The organism is Massilia norwichensis, assembly GCF_024753245.1.
GTDB classification, from domain to species: domain Bacteria; phylum Pseudomonadota; class Gammaproteobacteria; order Burkholderiales; family Burkholderiaceae_D; genus Telluria; species Telluria norwichensis.
Map to the genome: position 1 here is coordinate 1 of NZ_JANUGX010000034.1, position 15,547 is coordinate 15,547.

The 15,547-nt window shown below is 61.7% G+C and carries 14 protein-coding genes; 3 read left to right on the top strand and 11 right to left on the bottom strand.

Features of this window, described 5'->3' with window-relative positions; all coding sequences use genetic code 11:
- Positions 1 to 20 precede the first annotated feature (20 nt).
- From NX782_RS22420 to NX782_RS22450, 7 genes are read right to left on the bottom strand one after another with little or no spacing between them, the layout of a single operon-like run.
- Positions 21 to 431, bottom strand: coding sequence for a RidA family protein (locus NX782_RS22420; RefSeq protein ID WP_258847770.1), 411 nt, complete (start codon positions 429 to 431; stop codon positions 21 to 23).
- On the bottom strand, positions 431 to 1,588 hold the full coding sequence (locus NX782_RS22425) for an acyl-CoA dehydrogenase family protein (protein WP_258847711.1): 1,158 nt from the start codon (positions 1,586 to 1,588) through the stop codon (positions 431 to 433). The genes NX782_RS22420 and NX782_RS22425 overlap by 1 nt, the downstream gene beginning before the upstream one ends.
- Position 1,589: 1 nt before the next feature.
- Positions 1,590 to 2,444 (bottom strand): enoyl-CoA hydratase family protein, encoded by an 855-nt coding sequence (locus NX782_RS22430; protein ID WP_258847712.1) that lies wholly within the window; start codon positions 2,442 to 2,444, stop codon positions 1,590 to 1,592.
- Between the two features lie 4 nt (positions 2,445 to 2,448).
- Positions 2,449 to 2,952 (bottom strand): MarR family winged helix-turn-helix transcriptional regulator, encoded by a 504-nt coding sequence (locus NX782_RS22435; RefSeq protein WP_258847713.1) that lies wholly within the window; start codon positions 2,950 to 2,952, stop codon positions 2,449 to 2,451.
- Positions 2,949 to 3,704, bottom strand: a complete 756-nt coding sequence (locus NX782_RS22440) for an SDR family NAD(P)-dependent oxidoreductase (protein ID WP_258847714.1) — start codon at positions 3,702 to 3,704, stop codon at positions 2,949 to 2,951. The genes NX782_RS22435 and NX782_RS22440 overlap by 4 nt, the downstream gene beginning before the upstream one ends.
- Positions 3,704 to 6,079 (bottom strand): bifunctional salicylyl-CoA 5-hydroxylase/oxidoreductase, encoded by a 2,376-nt coding sequence (locus NX782_RS22445; RefSeq protein WP_258847715.1) that lies wholly within the window; start codon positions 6,077 to 6,079, stop codon positions 3,704 to 3,706. The genes NX782_RS22440 and NX782_RS22445 overlap by 1 nt, the downstream gene beginning before the upstream one ends.
- 7 nt (positions 6,080 to 6,086) lie before the next feature.
- Entirely contained in the window at positions 6,087 to 7,724 is a 1,638-nt protein-coding gene (locus tag NX782_RS22450) for an AMP-binding protein (protein ID WP_258847716.1), read from the bottom strand.
- Between the two features lie 299 nt (positions 7,725 to 8,023).
- On the opposite strand from NX782_RS22450, the gene NX782_RS22455 reads away from it, so the two are divergent.
- Positions 8,024 to 9,676 carry an ATP-dependent nuclease gene (locus tag NX782_RS22455; protein ID WP_258847717.1) on the top strand — a complete coding sequence of 551 codons (1,653 nt, stop codon included), beginning with the start codon at positions 8,024 to 8,026 and terminating at the stop codon, positions 9,674 to 9,676.
- Complete coding sequence (locus NX782_RS22460) at positions 9,669 to 10,823, top strand: UvrD-helicase domain-containing protein (RefSeq protein WP_258847718.1); 1,155 nt, start codon at positions 9,669 to 9,671, stop codon at positions 10,821 to 10,823. Before NX782_RS22455 ends, NX782_RS22460 begins: the two co-directional genes overlap by 8 nt.
- Positions 10,824 to 10,929: 106 nt before the next feature.
- On the opposite strand, the gene NX782_RS22465 is transcribed toward NX782_RS22460, so the two are convergent.
- From NX782_RS22465 to NX782_RS22480, 4 genes are all read right to left on the bottom strand, one after another.
- Positions 10,930 to 11,451, bottom strand: a complete 522-nt coding sequence (locus NX782_RS22465) for a TonB-dependent receptor domain-containing protein (RefSeq protein WP_258847719.1) — start codon at positions 11,449 to 11,451, stop codon at positions 10,930 to 10,932.
- A 37-nt stretch (positions 11,452 to 11,488) separates the two neighbouring features.
- Positions 11,489 to 12,747 (bottom strand): IS3 family transposase gene (locus NX782_RS22470; RefSeq protein WP_370661823.1). Its coding sequence is split into 2 segments (ribosomal slippage): positions 11,489 to 12,408 and positions 12,408 to 12,747, totalling 1,260 coding nucleotides; the frame shifts between segments, so codons are not numbered across the junction.
- A 54-nt stretch (positions 12,748 to 12,801) separates the two neighbouring features.
- Positions 12,802 to 13,218: a TonB-dependent receptor domain-containing protein gene (locus NX782_RS22475; RefSeq protein ID WP_258847721.1), complete on the bottom strand. Its 417-nt coding sequence runs from the start codon at positions 13,216 to 13,218 to the stop codon at positions 12,802 to 12,804.
- Complete coding sequence (locus NX782_RS22480; protein WP_258847722.1) at positions 13,107 to 14,492, bottom strand: TonB-dependent receptor plug domain-containing protein; 1,386 nt, start codon at positions 14,490 to 14,492, stop codon at positions 13,107 to 13,109. Before NX782_RS22480 ends, NX782_RS22475 begins: the two co-directional genes overlap by 112 nt.
- 195 nt (positions 14,493 to 14,687) lie before the next feature.
- On the opposite strand from NX782_RS22480, the gene asd reads away from it, so the two are divergent.
- On the top strand, positions 14,688 to 15,545 hold the full coding sequence (asd, locus tag NX782_RS22485) for an archaetidylserine decarboxylase (protein ID WP_258847723.1): 858 nt from the start codon (positions 14,688 to 14,690) through the stop codon (positions 15,543 to 15,545).
- Positions 15,546 to 15,547 lie beyond the last annotated feature (2 nt).

Below are 15,547 nucleotides of genomic sequence, written 5' to 3' on the forward strand. Positions count from 1 at the left end.
AAGCCCTTTCCATGTGGAAGTCAAGAGTTGATTACGCAGTTCTCCGGCACCACCGCCGTCACCTCTATCTCCAACCGCGCCCTATCCTCGATCAGGGCGCTGACCTGCACCGCCGTCATGGCCGGATAATGCTTGCCGATGATCTCGCGATACGCCGCGCCCAGCGCTTCGGCAGCGGCCAGGTACTCGCGCTTGTCGACCACATACCAGGTCATGCGGACGATGTGCTCGGGCCGCGCACCGGCTTCGCGCAGCACTTCGACCACGTTCAGCAGGGCCTGGCGCGCCTGCAGGGCGAAGTCCTCGCTCTCGAAGCGGCCCTCGGCGTTCCAGCCTATCATCCCGCTGACGAAGACCTGGCGGCCGCTCGCTGCGACGCCGTTCGAATAGCCGCGCGGACGCGGCCAGCCTGGGGGTTGGAGGATGTCCATCATGCCGTTTCCTTCGCTTCGCGCAGCAGTTCGCGCGCAATGATCAATTGCTGCACCTCGGTGGCGCCTTCGTAGATGCGCAGCGCGCGGATTTCGCGGTAGAGCTGCTCGGCCGGGTGGCCGCTGGTCACGCCCAGGCCGCCGAACATCTGCACCGCGGCGTCAATGACTTGCTGGGCCGATTCGGTGGCCGTCATCTTGGCCATCGCCGCTTCCTTGGTCACCTTACCGCCGCGGTCGCGCTGCCAGGCGGCGCGGTAGGTCAGCAAGGCGCTGGCGTCGATCTGCGTGGCCATTTCGGCCAGCCTGGCCTGCGTGAGCTGGAAGTCCGACAGCACGCCGCCGAACATCCGGCGCGAAGTCGCATGCGCCAGCGCTTCGTCCATGGCGCGGCGCGCGAAGCCCAGTGCGGCGGCCGCGACCGAAGTGCGGAACACGTCCAGCGTCGCCATCGCCACCTTGAAGCCTTGACCGGCTTCGCCGATGCGCTGCGCGGCCGGCACCCTGCAGCCGTCGAAGCGCAGGCGCGCCAGCGGATGCGGCGCGATCACCTCGATGCGCCCGGCGATGCTGAAGCCCGGCGTGCCGGCATCGACGATGAAGGCGCTGATGCCGCGCGCACCCGGCGCCTCGCCGGTGCGCGCGAAGACCACGTAAAAGTCGGCGATGCCGCCGTTCGAGATCCAGGTCTTCTCGCCGTCCAGCACGTATTCATCGCCTTCGCGCCGCGCCGCGCATGCCATCGCGGCGACGTCGGAGCCGGCGTCCGGCTCGGACAGCGCGAAAGCGGCAATCGCCTCGCCGCGCGCGACACGCGGCAGGTAGCGTTCGCGCTGCGCGTCGGTGCCGAACAGGCTGATCGCGCCCGAACCCAGGCCCTGCATGGCGAAGGCGAAGTCGGCCAGGCCATTGTGGCGCGCCAGCGTCTCGCGGATCAGGCAGATGGCGCGGGTATCGATCGCCTGCCCGTCTGCTGCGATGGCATGCCGCAGCCAGCCGCCCTCGCCCAGCAGGCGCACCAGCTGGCGGCAATCGGCGTCGACGTCCTGGCTGTGCAGGCCCCGTACGTGATCGAAGGCCCAGCGGTCGAGCGCCGCTTCGAGGTCGGCATGGCGGCCGTCGAAAAAGGGCCAGCGCAGATAGGATTTATCGGCCATCTCAGTCTCCTTCGAATACCGGCTTCTGCTTCGCCACGAAGGCGTGATAAGCGCGGTGGAAATCGTTGGTCGCCATGCAGATCGCCTGGGCCTGGGCTTCGGCTTCGATCGCTTCGTCCACGCCCATGTTCCACTCCTGCTGCAGCATCTTCTTGGTCATGCCGTGGGCGAACGTCGGTCCCTCGGCCAGGCTGCGCGCGAGGGCCTGCGCTTCGGCCAGCAGCTCCTCCGGCGCGCACAGGCGGTTGAAGAAGCCCCAGCGCTCGCCCTCCTCGGCCGACATCGAACGGCCCGTGTACAGCAGCTCCGCCGCCCGGCCCTGGCCGATCAGGCGCGGCAGGATGGAACAGGCGCCCATGTCGCAGCCGGCCAGGCCGACGCGCGCGAACAGGAAGGCGGTCTTCGCGCGCGTGCTGGCCAGGCGCAGGTCGGAGGCCATCGCCAGGATCGCACCGGCGCCGGCGCAGATGCCGTCGACCGCCGCGACGATCGGCTGCGGACAGGCGCGCATCGCCTTGACCGCATCGCCGGTCATGCGGGTGAAGGCCAGCAGGCCGGGCATGTCGAGCTTCGTCAGCGGGCCGATGATCTCGTGGACGTCGCCGCCCGAGCAGAAATTACCGCCGGCGCCGGCGAGCACCACGGCCTTGACGTCGTCGGCGTAGGCGAGCGCGCGGAACAGGTCGCGCAGCTCCGCATACGAGTCGAAGGTCAGCGGATTCTTGCGTTCCGGGCGGTTCAGCGTGATGGTGGCAACGCCGTCGACGGCCTCGTACAGGAAGTGTTCGGCGCGGTAGCCGGCCAGGTTGTTGCGGTTGCGCGGCAGCGAATGCGCTTCGCCGGCTAGATGTCGCATGGTCTTACTCCTTGTTGTCGTTCAGGTGCTGCTTCATCGTGTCCAACAGCGCAATCATCGTCGCCTTGTCGGTGGCCGGAATGCCGGCGAACAGCTCGGCCACCCAGCCTTCGTGCACGGCGGCCATCTCGGCAAACGCACGCCGTCCCGCCTTCGTGAGCCTGACCACGAAGGCGCGCTTGTCCTGCGGGTCGGCGACCCGCTCCACCAGGCCTTCCTTCTCCAGCTGGTCGACGATGCCGGTGACATTGCCGCCGGTGACCATCATGCGTTTCGAGAGTTCGCCCATGCGCAGGCCTTCCGGGTGGCGTTCGAGCTGCGCCATCAGGTCGAAGCGCGGCAGCGTGATACCGAAGCTGGTGCGCAGGCGGCTGCGGATCTCGTCCTCGACGCGCACCGTGCAGGACAGCATGCGCAGCCACAGCTTGAGCGCCTGGTGGTGCTCGGCGGTCAGGCGCGAAGTTTGGTCGAGGATGAAGTCGAGCGGTGTCTGGTCGTCGGGTTTCACATCACCTCCCCGCCGGCCACGGCGATGGCCTGGCCGTTCATGGCACCGGCCGCCGGCATGCACAGCATCGTCACCGCATGCGCCACCTCGTCCGGCTGCACCAGGCGCCCCTGCGGATTGTTCGATGCCAGCTCGGCGCGCGCTTCGTCCTCGGTGCGGCCGGTCTTGCGCACGATGTTGGCGACGGCCTCCTGAACGATGTCGGTCTCGGTATAGCCGGGGCAGACGGCGTTCACGGTGATGCCCTTCGATGCCAGCTCGAGCGCCAGTGCGCGTGTGAGGCCGACCAGGCCGTGCTTGGCGGCGCAGTAGGCGGCGACGTAGCGGTAGCCGGTGAGCCCGGCCGTCGAGGCGACATTGACGATGCGCCCCCAACCCGCCTCCAGCATGGACGGCAGCGCGGCCTGGATGCAGTGGTAGGCGCCGGTCAGGTTCACGTCCAGCATGCGCTGCCAGGTCGCCGCATCGGTACGCATGAAAGGGCTCGACGCGGCCTGGCCGGCATTGTTGACCAGGATGTCGACCACGCCCGCCAGCGCGAAGGCCTGCGCCACGCTGGCCGGATCGGTCACGTCCACCGTCTGCCAGGCGACGCCGCCGCCGAGTTCACGCGCCGCGGCGTCCAGCCCGGCGGCGTCGCGCGCCATCAAGCTCACGCGCGCCCCCTGCGCCAGCAGGCTGCGTGCGATCGCCAGCCCGATGCCACGGCTGGCACCCGTCACCACCGCGTGTTTTCCAGCGAGTGCGTCCATCAACCCTCCAGCAGCCTGGCCGCGACCTGCTGCGGCGACAGGCCTGTGTTTGCCGCCGCCAGCTGGCGCTCGCGCTCCAGGTTGCGTTCCAGCTGCGCCTTGCCGGCCAGGTACTGCCTGGGCCAGGCGATGGCCGTGTAGCCGATCTTCGCCGCTTCGTGCAGGGTCCAGGCCGGATCGGCCAGGTGCGGCCGGCCGACCGCGCACAGGTCGGCGCGGCCGGCGGCGATGATGCTGTTGGCGTGGTCGGCTTCGAAGATCGAGCCCACCGCGATGGTCGGGATGCCGGCCTCGTTGCGGATGCGGTCCGCGAATGGGGTCTGGTACATGCGGCCGAACACCGGCTTTTCCTGCTTGCTGACCTGGCCCGACGAGCAATCGATCATGTCGGCCCCGGCCTCCTTGAACAGGCGCGCGATGGCGACCGCGTCTTCCGGCGTGATGCCGCCTTCGACCCAGTCGTGGGCCGAGATCCGCACGCTCATGGGTTTAGCCGCCGGCCACACGGCGCGCATCGCGCGGAACACGCGCAGCGGGTAGCGGCAGCGGTTTTCAAGACTGCCGCCGTATCGATCGCTGCGGCGGTTGGTCAGCGGCGAGATGAAGGACGAGAGCAGATAGCCGTGCGCGCAGTGCAGCTCCAGCCAGTCGAAGCCTGCTTCCTCGGCCGCCAGCGTGGCGCGCACGAAGTCGGCTTCGACCCGGTCCAGGTCGGCGTCGATCGCCTCGCGGGCCATCTGCGAGACGCCCGGCAGGTACTGCTGCGCGGACGCCGCGATCAGCGGCCAGTTCCCGTCCGGCAGCGGCTGGTCGATCCCCTCCCACATCGCGCGCGTCGAGCCCTTCGGTCCGGCGTGACCCAGCTGCAGGGCGATCTTCGCATCGCTTTGCCCATGCACGAAGTCGACGATGCGCTTCCACGCCGCCGTGTGCTCGGGGGCATACATGCCGGGGCAGCTCGGCGTGATGCGCGCGTCGGCCGAGACGCAGGTCATCTCGGCGAAGACCATCGCCGCGCCGCCCAGCGCACGCGCGCCCAGGTGCACCAGGTGCCAGTCGCCGGGCACGCCGTCGACCGCCGAATATTGCGCCATCGGCGAGACCAGGATGCGGTTCTTCAGCACCACGTCGCGCACGCGGTAAGGCGTCAGCATCGGCGGGATATGCGTCCCGGCTGGCAGGGGCAAGCCGGCCTGGGCGCAGGCGCGCGCGGCGAACCAGTCCTCGAAGCCGGCCACATAGCCGGGGTCGCGCAGGCGCAGGTTTTCGTGCGAGATGCGCTGGCTGCGCGTCAGCATCGCATACGCGAACTGCGGGGCTTCCAGCGCGCTGTAGCGCTCGACGTTCTCGAACCATTCCATCGAATTGCGCGCCGCCGACTGGATCTTCAACACCTCGACCGAGCGGCTGGCCTGATAGGCATCCAGCGCGGCACGCAGGTCGCCGGCATGCGCGCCGCAGCAGCGCGCCAGCTCGATCGCGTCTTCCAGCGCCAGCTTGGTGCCGGAGCCGATCGAGAAGTGCGCGGTGTGTGCCGCATCGCCCATCAGCACCACAGGGACATCGCCGTTCCAGTGGACCCACTGCTCGCAGACGATGCGCGGGAAAGCGATCCAGATCGCGGAGCCACGCAGGTGCGCGGCATTCGACATCAGCGCGTGGCCGTCGAGGTGCTCGGCGAACAGGCGCTCGCAGAAGGCGATCCCCTCTTCCTGCGGCATGTCGGCCAGGCCGGCCTTGCGCCATACCTCTTCTGGCGTTTCGACGATGAAGGTCGAGGTATCGCCGTCGAACTGGTAGATGTGGGCCTGGAACCAGCCGACCTCCGTCTCCTTGAACACGAAGGTGAAGGCGTCGAACGTCTTCTTCGTGCCCAGCCAGACGAAGCGGCAGCGGCGCGTTTCGACCGTCGGCCGGTAGTCTTGCGCATAGCGGGTGCGGATGCGGCTGTTCAGGCCATCGGCGGCGATCACCAGATCGGCATCGTAGCGGGCGGCCACAAGCTGATCGTCATCGACGACGGTCTCGAACACCAGCTCGACCCCCAGCTCCTCGCAGCGATGCTGCAGGATGTTGAGCAGGCGCTTGCGGGCGATGCCGCAGAAGCCATGCCCGCTGGAGGTGACGCGGCTGCCCTTGTAGAAGACGTCGATGTCGTCCCAGTGGTTGAAGGCCTGCAGGATGGCGCGCGCGGTCGGCTCGTCGCTGTCCACCAGCTTGCCCAGGGTCTGGTCCGAGAACACCACGCCCCAGCCGAAGGTGTCGTAGGGCCGGTTGCGCTCGACCACCACGAGGCGATGCGCCGGATTCTGCTTCTTCATCAGCAGCGCGAAATACAGGCCGGCCGGTCCGCCGCCTATGCAAACGATGTTCATAAGATAGTCACTGAGCTCTCAACTTGAAGCGCTGCAGCTTGCCGGTCTCGGTGCGCGGCAGCTTGTCGGTAAAGCGCACGGCGCGCGGGTATTTGTAGGGCGCGATGTTGTCCTTGGCGAAGGCTTGCAGCGTGCGCACCATGTCGGGCGATGCCTCGAAGCCCGGCTTGAGCACCACATGGGCTTCGACGATCTGGCCGCGCTCCTCGTCGGCGCGGCCGACCACGCCGCACTCCGCCACCGCCGGATGGCGCAGCAGCACGTCCTCGACCTCGGCGCCCGCGATGTTGTAGCCGGCCGAGATGATCATGTCGTCGGTGCGCGAGCGGTAGTAGAAGTAACCGTCCTGGTCCATCTCGTAGGCGTCGCCGGTGATGTTCCAGCCGTTCAGCACGTAGTTGCGCTGGCGTTCGTCGGCCAGGTAGCGGCAGCCGGTCGGGCCCTTGACGGCCAGGCGCCCGATGACGCCCGGCCCGACCGGCTGGCCATCATCGTCGAGTATGCAGGCCGCATAGCCGGGCACCGGCTTGCCGGTGGCGCCGGGGCGGATGGCGTCGCCGCTGGCGGAGATGAAGATATGCAGGATCTCGGTGGCGCCGATGCCGTCGATCATGGCGATGCCGGTGGCGCGCTTCCAGGCCTCGCGCGTGGCCAGCGGCAGCGCCTCGCCGGCCGATACGCATTTCTGCAGCGAGCGCAGATCGTAGCTGGGGACCAGCGGCGTCATCTGCCGGTAGAAGGTCGGCGCCGTGAAGCAGACCGTGGCCCGGTAGCGTTCGATCGCTGCCAGCAGCCCCTCCGGCGTCAGCTTTTCCAGCAGCACGCCGGCCGCGCCGAAGCGCAGCGGGAACAGCAGCAGTCCGCCCAGGCCGAAGGTAAAGGCCAGCGGCGGCGTGCCGATGAAGATGTCGTCTGCGCCGGCCTTGAGCGTGTAGCGCGGGAAGCAGTCGCAGATCGCCAGGATGTCGCGATGGAAGTGCATCGTGCCCTTGGGGATGCCGGTCGTGCCCGAGGTGAAGCTGATCAGGCAGACGTCGTCGGCGGCGGTGTCGACCGGGGCGAAGGGCTGCGTGTGCTTTGCCATGCGCGCCTCCAGGCTGTCGGCATGGCCCGGCATGTCGAACCGGATCACGGGCGCCTGCCCTGCCACCTGTTCCAGCTCGCCGCTCAGCGCGCCCGCACACAGCACCGCGTTCACGTTGGCCTTGTCGAGGATGACGCCCAGTTCGCGCGCACGCAGCAACGGCATGGTGGGCACCGCGACCAGTCCGGCCTTCAGCACCGCCAGGATGCTGGCCGCCATCGTCGGGCAGTTGGCCCCGCGCAGCAGCACGCGATTGCCGGGCACCAGACCGAGGTCGGTGCGCAGGACGTGGGCGATGCGGTCGACCTGCTGCTGCAGCTCGGCGTAGGTCCATCGCATCTGCTCGCCCAGATGCTCGCCGATCACCGCCGTGCGTGCGCCGCGGCCGGCGGACACGTGCGCATCCACCAGTTCGGCCACGCAGTTCAGGCGCGGCGGGTACTGGAGTTCGGGAAGGTCGAAGACGAGGTCCGGCCACTGCTCTGGCGGCGGAAGATGGTCCCGCGCGAAGGTATCGACGTGGGCCGAGGCGTTTGATTCTGCAGCGGAAAAGCTCGTCATAAAAGCGCTCCGGAGAAAGTATCGGCGGCATGCTGCTGACAAATACTTTAGGCCTAAAGCATTTTAGAGGCAAGCGAAATTCTTCAGTTGGCAGACCAGTACTTCTCTCGACAAATTACGGGACGCGACTACGACGTAAGAACTCTGTCAACTGTTCGCTTACTGCATAGCCGTGGCTCGATAACCAAGTCCGACGTTCGCCGTATCTGGCTTGACAAGGGCCGCCATCGTGACATTTAGTGAGAATTTCTCAACGTCAAATACGATATTCTTCTAGAAACTTCTTATTTGGAAATTCCATGATCATTAAAAAACTTATAACTAAAAACTTCAAGAAATTCACTAATAGAACCTTCGAATTTAATGAAGATGTGAATATTTTAGTTGGCGATAACACGATGGGTAAGAGTTCGATTTTAGAAGCGATCGAACTAGCTACAAACTGCTGCTTCCGAGGAAAAACCTTGACATCGGAAACAGCGCTTGAGCTTATGAATAGAAAAGCAGCCGCGGCCTACCTTATTAGTGATTTGAACTACACTGCGCTCCCGGAAATTGTTATAGAGTTGTTTGTAGATGGCATTCCTGAATACAGGGGAACGCACAATACACTTTCGGAGGATGCGCAAGGCATCACGCTCAGGATCGCATTTGATCTGGACTTGTTAGGAAAGTATGACGAGCTGACCAAAACCCCAAGCAATGTGCGGACAGTTCCCATTGAATTCTTCAAAACGGAATGGATGGATTTCGCTGGAAACCAAATCAAGTCAATAACCAGAAAAGCCAAATCTCTGCTAATTGATCCGTCTCGCCTGCATCCGACATACGGAAAAAATCAATATATTACTACTCTACTTGCATCTGCACTGACAAAGGACGAATTAGCGCACTTAAACCTCGACTTTAGACAACTTAAAAATATATTTGATGAACAGCAGCACGTCTCACTCATCAATAAAAGCCTTGATACAGACAAGACGATCACCAATGGAACACTGAAGATTGTTGCCGATATAGCTGCCAATCGTGGCATCGAAGCATCACTTCAACTAGCGGTGGACGAAGTATCCTTCCCTTTAGTCGGCAAAGGTGAGCAAAGCCAAATTCAAATTAAACTTGCCATCCAAAACAAAGCAAAGTCCGTCGATTTTATTCTGCTCGAAGAGCCAGAAAACCATCTATCTCACATGAACTTAACGCGATTAGTTAAGTACATAGAGGAGCATAGCAGCGGCCTGCAAGTATTTATTTGCACTCACAGTTCGTATGTCCTCAACAAATTAAATATCGCCAAGCTTTGCCTGGTCGCACATAACTACATCCGTCTTAAAAACATAGACCCCACGATCTCAACCAAAATTAAACGGCTACCTGGCTACGACACGTTACGTGCCGTATTGGCCAACAAAGTAATATTAGTAGAGGGCCCCTCAGACGAACTAATTTTGAAAAAGCTATATTGCTCCAAACATGGAAAACTACCGGAAGAGGATGGAATCGAAATTCTTGTTGTACGCGGCCTGGGGTTTGAAACGTACTTAGAGATTGTCAAGGACATTGGAACGACTACTCATGTACTCAAGGATAACGATGGCGACTTCAAAACGAATGTCGAGGCTCTACAAGACAAATATAAAGTCTATCCGAATATTAAGTTCTTTGCCCCTTCGAATAATTCCTTAAATTCGCTGGAACCTGCACTCATTGCGGAACATAACAATACTGCAGTCGCTCTAGACGCCTTCGCAAAACTGATTTTGTCGACTAAGACCTACAATTTATACGAAAAAGAACCGGACCTCACCGCAAAGACCTCCTTCTTAAAAAATTGGTTTGGCGGCGACACCGGCAATGGCAAGAAAAAAGTCGATTCTGCAATGCGTATTTTTGAAAGCGATACGACCATTAACTACCCAGCGTATCTTGTAGGAGCTTTCGATTTTGCCTAATACTTTCATATTCGCTGGCGCTGGCACCGGCAAGACAGAGCGTATCGTAGACGAATCCATTCGTCTAGTACATGAATCTAAGCGGGTTCTTGTCCTCACTTATACACAAAACAATCAAAAAGAAGTATTGGAAAGATTTCTTGTGAAGCATCGAGGCATCCACGACGACTTTAGGGTCAAAGGGCTTCTCACTTTCTATTTGGAAGAAATAATACGCCCATACCAGCGAGAATTTTTTTCGAAACGAATCGAGGGATTTATCCTCAATGACGCAGACCCCCACAAGAAAAATGGGTATAACATCCCTGGCCGAAAAGAGATACTGACCAACGGCAAATATAACCCTTTGTATTATTTGACTTCGTGTCAGACGCAAGCTCATTCGGCCTTACTCGCGAAATTTGCCTACACTATCATCAAAAAGACAAATAACGCTCCCATTCAACGTCTAGAAGCAATTTATGACAGCTTATATTTCGATGAGTGTCAGGATATGGTCGGATGGGACTTTGAGGTTCTCTCCTTAATAGCAAAAAGCAAGAAGATTTCAATCACCTGCGTGGGAGATTTTAGGCAAACTATCTACGAAACTGCTATAACTTCAAAGAAGCCAGGCACAAGCAATGAGAAAGTTGCACACCTAAAGAAGCTTAAATTTGCACAAGAAGAAATGAACGAATCGCGGCGTTCTGTTCCCGAAATCTGTAATTACGCAAGCAAACTTCACACCCAGGAAGATTATCCGCCGTTAAAGTCCAACGTAGTACCGCCAGAGGAGTATCGCGACCATCAAGGTGTCTTTGTGGTAAAGGAGAGTGACGCACGCACTTACCTTACTCTTTACCAACCCGTAATACTACGTCAAAGCGTTGCCGCCGGCACAAAGTATAACGACTTGGGGCTGCGCTGTATAACTTTTGGCAAATCTAAAGGATTAGGCTTCCCTCGGACGGCCATTATTCCAACTCAAGCGCATTTACAGTTTCTACAGGATAACAATAGGGCGTTTTCGCAAGGTAAAACAGATGAGTCTCGCAACAAGTTTTACGTCGCGCTTACCAGAGCAAAATATAGCGTAGCGCTAATCGTGCCCAATAAGATTGCCCCGAATTGCCACGTCCCAACTTGGGCGCCGATCGAAACTTAGATCCCGCGCGATTCACGTCCTCAATAAACCCTCCTTTCCGGCCTTCCTCCTTTAAAGCGACATATCAATGACTTAATGAATGAGATCCTTGATATGTCGTGGATTACTAAAACTTCATTTCCAGCGTCGCCCGCACGCTGCGGTGCAGCGGATTCAGGGTGCGGCTGGTCTGGGTGCCGACACCCGGCGTCGTGTAGCTGCTCTCGCTGATCGTGTCCTGGGCCAGCAGGTTGGCGGTCGCCACGCGCAGCTGCAGCTTCGGGTTGAACTTCCACAGCGCGTACAGATCGAGGTCGCGTCGCACCGATTGGTAGCTGATCTGGTTACCCGACACCCGCACGAAACCGCCGTTCTTGAAGACGTAGCTGCCGCCCAGGGTCAGCGGGCCGTTCCGGTAGTCCGCGCCGACGGTGGCCGACAGCGGGGTCTGGCCGTCCAGGCGGTTGTCCGGACCCGGCACCGAGCTCACCGTCGACCAGTTGCGCGACACGCTCGCACGCAGGTCGAGGTTGGTACTGGTCTGCATCACGGCTTTCAGCGGGAACTTGGCTTCCAGTTCGAGACCGTAGGTGCGCGCATCGCCGCTATTGGTCGGCGACGAGATCCAGCGCGCGCCGTCGAAGCTCACTGATCTTGCCCCGCTATTCCCAGACACAGTCTGATGCTTAGTTAGCGTCAGTTTCCAGAGCCTGACGCGGTCGCTCTTTTCTAAACATGCGCGGCGATTTATACCCCAGCGCGGAGTGAGGATGCACCTCGTTAAAATGCCTGAAGGCGTCAGGCAGCTGGGCCAGCACGACGACGCCGTCGCTGCGGTCCATGCCGCCGACGTAATCGCGTTTAAACGTGTTCACGAAGCTCTCAGCCATGCCATTCGATTGTGGGCTGTTGACAGGCGTATGCACCGGCTTGATGCCCAGTTGATGCGCCAGGGCGTGCGTTTCAGTGGCCCGGAAAGCGCCGCCATTGTCGCTCAAGAATTCAAGCGTAATCGCCCGCTCGTCCGTGCTGCCAAAGCGTGCCTCTACCGCCTCGATCATCATGTCGCGCACCGGTTCGCCAGGCAGGCCACGGCCGATCCAGGCACGCCAGGCGATGATCTCGCGGTCACAGCAGTCCTTCATGAATACGCCCGTCACGACGTCGCCGTTGTCGCAGGCGATCTCGAAGCCGTCCGAGCACCAGCGCTGGTTCGATTCCTCGACCGCTACCTTGCCATCATGAGCACGGCCACTGTCCCGGCGCTTGGGCGACTTCGGCAACAGCAAACCCTCCGACTTCATCACGCGATACATGCGCTTGTGATTGACAGGCCGAAGGCCCATCAGGCTGCGCGTGCGGTTCACCAGGGCGCCGGCGCGGCGATAGCCGTAAGTCGGCAATGCCGTGATCTCGGCGCGTACGGCGTCGGCAATCATTGCGTCAGCAACCGGATCAAGCCTAGCCAACGTACGACCGTCGATCCAGTCTGCAGGACGCGCAAGGCGATCAATCACGTTCGAGCGCGCTACACCAAGGACAGCACAGACCGGCTTCACTGGCCGTCCTTGTCCAATAAGGGTGAGCGCGCAATCCACTTTTTTTCGCGGGCCACCTCGACCGCTTCGCGCAGGATTTCCGCTTCCATCGTCTTCTTGCCGAGCATGCGCTGCAGTTGTGCGATCTGGGCGCGCGCGGCAGCCAGTTCGCTTGCCGGCACCACCGATTCGCCGGACTGTACTGCCACCAGAGCCCCTTCGCGCTCGAGCTTGCGCCAATTGAACAGCTGGCTGGCACTGATCCCGTGTTTGCGCGCGACCAGCGATACGCTCATCCCCGGCTCGTACGTTTCCTTGACCAGCGCAGCCTTTTCCTGCACTGACCAGCGACGGCGCCTCTCCTCCGACACCGTCACTACTTCGATGGTTTGGTTGTTCCTAGTCATATTCACAGTCGTATTCCTATCCCTAAGGATACTGCATCGACTGTGTCTGGTGGATCAGGGGGCTATCTCACTCACCAGGTTGCGCGTGTAGTCCGTAATGCGGCGCGTCGACACGCTGGCCGACAGCAGCGCGCCTTCGGCCCAGTAATGCTCGTAGGAGGCGTCGACGCCCAGCGCCAGTTCGGGCTTGAGGTTCGGGTTGCCGATCGTATCCGGTTCGGTCTGGCTGTTGTTCACCGAGGTGAAGCGGTGCGGGATGATCTGCTGCTGGCCCGGCGCCTTGTAGGTGCGGGTCACGGCCAGGCGCAGCTGGTCCCCCTTGGTACCGGGCAGCTTGTACAGCGTCTGCGCCACCGGGCTCAGGACCGACGAGTTGTTCTTGATCTCGGCGTAGGTGTTGCCGGAGGTCGAGGTGCGGATGCCTTCCCAGCGCGCGCCCAGGTACACCGACCAGGCCGCGTCACGTTCCACTCGTCCTGGCCATACAAGGCCAGGCGCGTGACCTTCGATGCGTAGAACTCGTCGCCGCCCGGCAGCGGCGTGTTCGGGGCAGCAGCGTCACGCTCGCGGCGCGCATCGTCGCCGCCCTGGTAGCCGCCGTCCCAGCCGAAGGCCAGCGCATGGCCTTCGAAGCGGCCACTGGTGTACTTGCCGGTCGAGGCCAGGCCGCGCACGAGGACGTCCGACTTGATGAAGGCGCGCAGCGGGCCGGCTGCCGCATTGCCGCTGCCGAAGCGGTACATGGCATTGTCGGCGCCGACGTAGGTGCCGGTCAGCTTGGCGTCCAGCTTGGCGCCGGATTCGAACTTGTGGACCCAGTTCAGCTCCTGGCGGAACACGTGGTTGTGGTTGGTCATGCGCTGCTCGAGCCGCGGGTAGGCCGGCAGCGGCCCGACCAGGGTGTCGACGCTGCCCATCTCGGCCTGCATGAAGTTTGCCCAGTTGGCAAAAGTTTGCGCGGTCAGCGTGTCGCCGTTCTCGAAGGTGTAGTTCAGGCGCGGCGTCAGGTTGACGGCGCTGAACCTGGCATCCTGCGGCGTCGTGCTCTGGCGCAGGCCGGTCAGGCCGCCCGTCGCGTCGACGAAGGTTTCGACCGTCTCCGGGTCGCTGGTGAAACGGCTCTGGAAGGCATTCGCGGCAAACGAGTAGGACAACTTGCCGAGCTTGTCCGACAGCTGCAGGTTCAGGGTCGGGCTCTTGATCGCGTGACCGTTGCCGAAACCGAGCTTCAGTTCGCGCTGCGCCGCCTTGACCGCCTTCTTCAGCACGATGTTGACGGTGCCGGCGATCGACTGGGTCGAAAACTCTGCGCTGGCGGCGCGCAGTACTTCGATGCGTTCGATCACGTCCGGCGACAGCGAACTGATGTCAAAGCCCTGCGGGGCGCGCTCGCCGTTGATCAAGACCTGGGTATAGCCGCTGCCGAGGCCGCGCATCCGGATCTCGCCGCCGCGGCCGTTGCCACTAACGGTCACGCCCGGCACGCGTTTGAGCACGTCGAGCACGTTGGTATCGCCGTATTTGAGGATTTCCTCGTTGCTGACGACGATCTTGCTGGCGGTGTCGTCGCGGCGCGGATCGTAGGAGGACGCGGCGCCCTTCACCTCGACCTGCTGGATTTTTTGGGGTGCGTCCTGCGGCCTGGTTTCGGTCGAAACCGGCGCCTGCTGGGCGTGGACGGGCGCCATGACGGCCGCGACGGCGGCGGCGAGGAGGCTCAAGCGGAACGGAAAAGCGGCTGGCATGTCAAACTGTTCAGTGTTGAAATGGGGGCCATTGTCCGCCAGATCCCCCCCTTTTCATTGCCAACACGGAATTATTTTTGATATGCATGCATCGAATGCGTATGCATGCATATCAAAAACGATGTCAAAATGCAACGCTGTTCCTTTGTCCGGCCTGCCCGTTATAATCGGACATCTTTCATTCGAGGTTCTACCGTGTCCGATCGCCTTAAAGTCCTGCCACAATACCTGATGCCCAAGCAGCGCCTGACGACCTTCGCCGGCCGCGTCGCCGGGGCCAAGGGCGGCTCGATGACAACCAGGCTGATCCGCTGGTTCGTCGGCAAATACGGCGTCAACATGGAAGAAGCCGAGAATCCGGACATCGCCAGCTACACCAGCTTCAACGATTTCTTCACCCGCCCGCTGAAGCCCGGCGTGCGGCCGCTGGCGAATGCCGCCTTCGTGTGCCCGGTCGACGGCGCGATCAGCCAGTTCGGCGCGATCGACGACCACCACATCCTGCAAGCCAAGGGCCACCGCTTCACCACCACCGAACTGGTGGGCGGCGACGCCGAACTGGCCAGGCAGTTCCAGCACGGCAGCTTTGCCAACCTCTACCTGTCGCCGAAGGATTACCACCGGCTGCACATGCCCTGCGACGGCAAGCTGACCCGCATGATCTATGTGCCGGGTGCCCTGTTCTCGGTGAATCCGACCACCGCGCGCGGTGTGCCCAACCTGTTCGCGCGCAACGAACGCGTGGTCTGCGTGTTCGAGTCCGAGCAGTATGGCCCCTTCGTGATGGTGCTGGTCGGCGCGACCATCGTCGGCAGCATGGCGACCGTGTGGCATGGCGTGGTCAATCCGAAGCGTCCGCAGAAGATCAGCGAATGGCGCTATGAGGACCAGAACATCGTGCTGATGAAAGGCGAAGAGATGGGTCGCTTCCTGCTGGGCTCGACCATCGTCATGCTGTTCAAGCCGAATACCATCGCCTTCAACCCGGACTGGGCGCCGGAGCGTTCGGTGCGGCTGGGCGAGTTGATGGGCGATTTTACGGGCGGCGCCTAAAG

Excerpts from the sequence above, each read along its gene's own strand:
- NX782_RS22420 (WP_258847770.1), bottom strand. The coding sequence starts at position 431 with ATGGACATCCTCCAACCCCCAGGCTGGCCGCGTCCGCGCGGCTATTCG.
- NX782_RS22425 (WP_258847711.1), bottom strand. The coding sequence starts at position 1,588 with ATGGCCGATAAATCCTATCTGCGCTGGCCCTTTTTCGACGGCCGCCAT.
- NX782_RS22430 (WP_258847712.1), bottom strand. The coding sequence starts at position 2,444 with ATGCGACATCTAGCCGGCGAAGCGCATTCGCTGCCGCGCAACCGCAAC.
- NX782_RS22440 (WP_258847714.1), bottom strand. The coding sequence starts at position 3,704 with ATGGACGCACTCGCTGGAAAACACGCGGTGGTGACGGGTGCCAGCCGT.
- NX782_RS22445 (WP_258847715.1), bottom strand. The coding sequence starts at position 6,079 with ATGAACATCGTTTGCATAGGCGGCGGACCGGCCGGCCTGTATTTCGCG.
- NX782_RS22450 (WP_258847716.1), bottom strand. The coding sequence starts at position 7,724 with ATGACGAGCTTTTCCGCTGCAGAATCAAACGCCTCGGCCCACGTCGAT.
- NX782_RS22455 (WP_258847717.1), top strand. The coding sequence starts at position 8,024 with ATGATCATTAAAAAACTTATAACTAAAAACTTCAAGAAATTCACTAAT.
- NX782_RS22480 (WP_258847722.1), bottom strand. The coding sequence starts at position 14,492 with ATGCCAGCCGCTTTTCCGTTCCGCTTGAGCCTCCTCGCCGCCGCCGTC.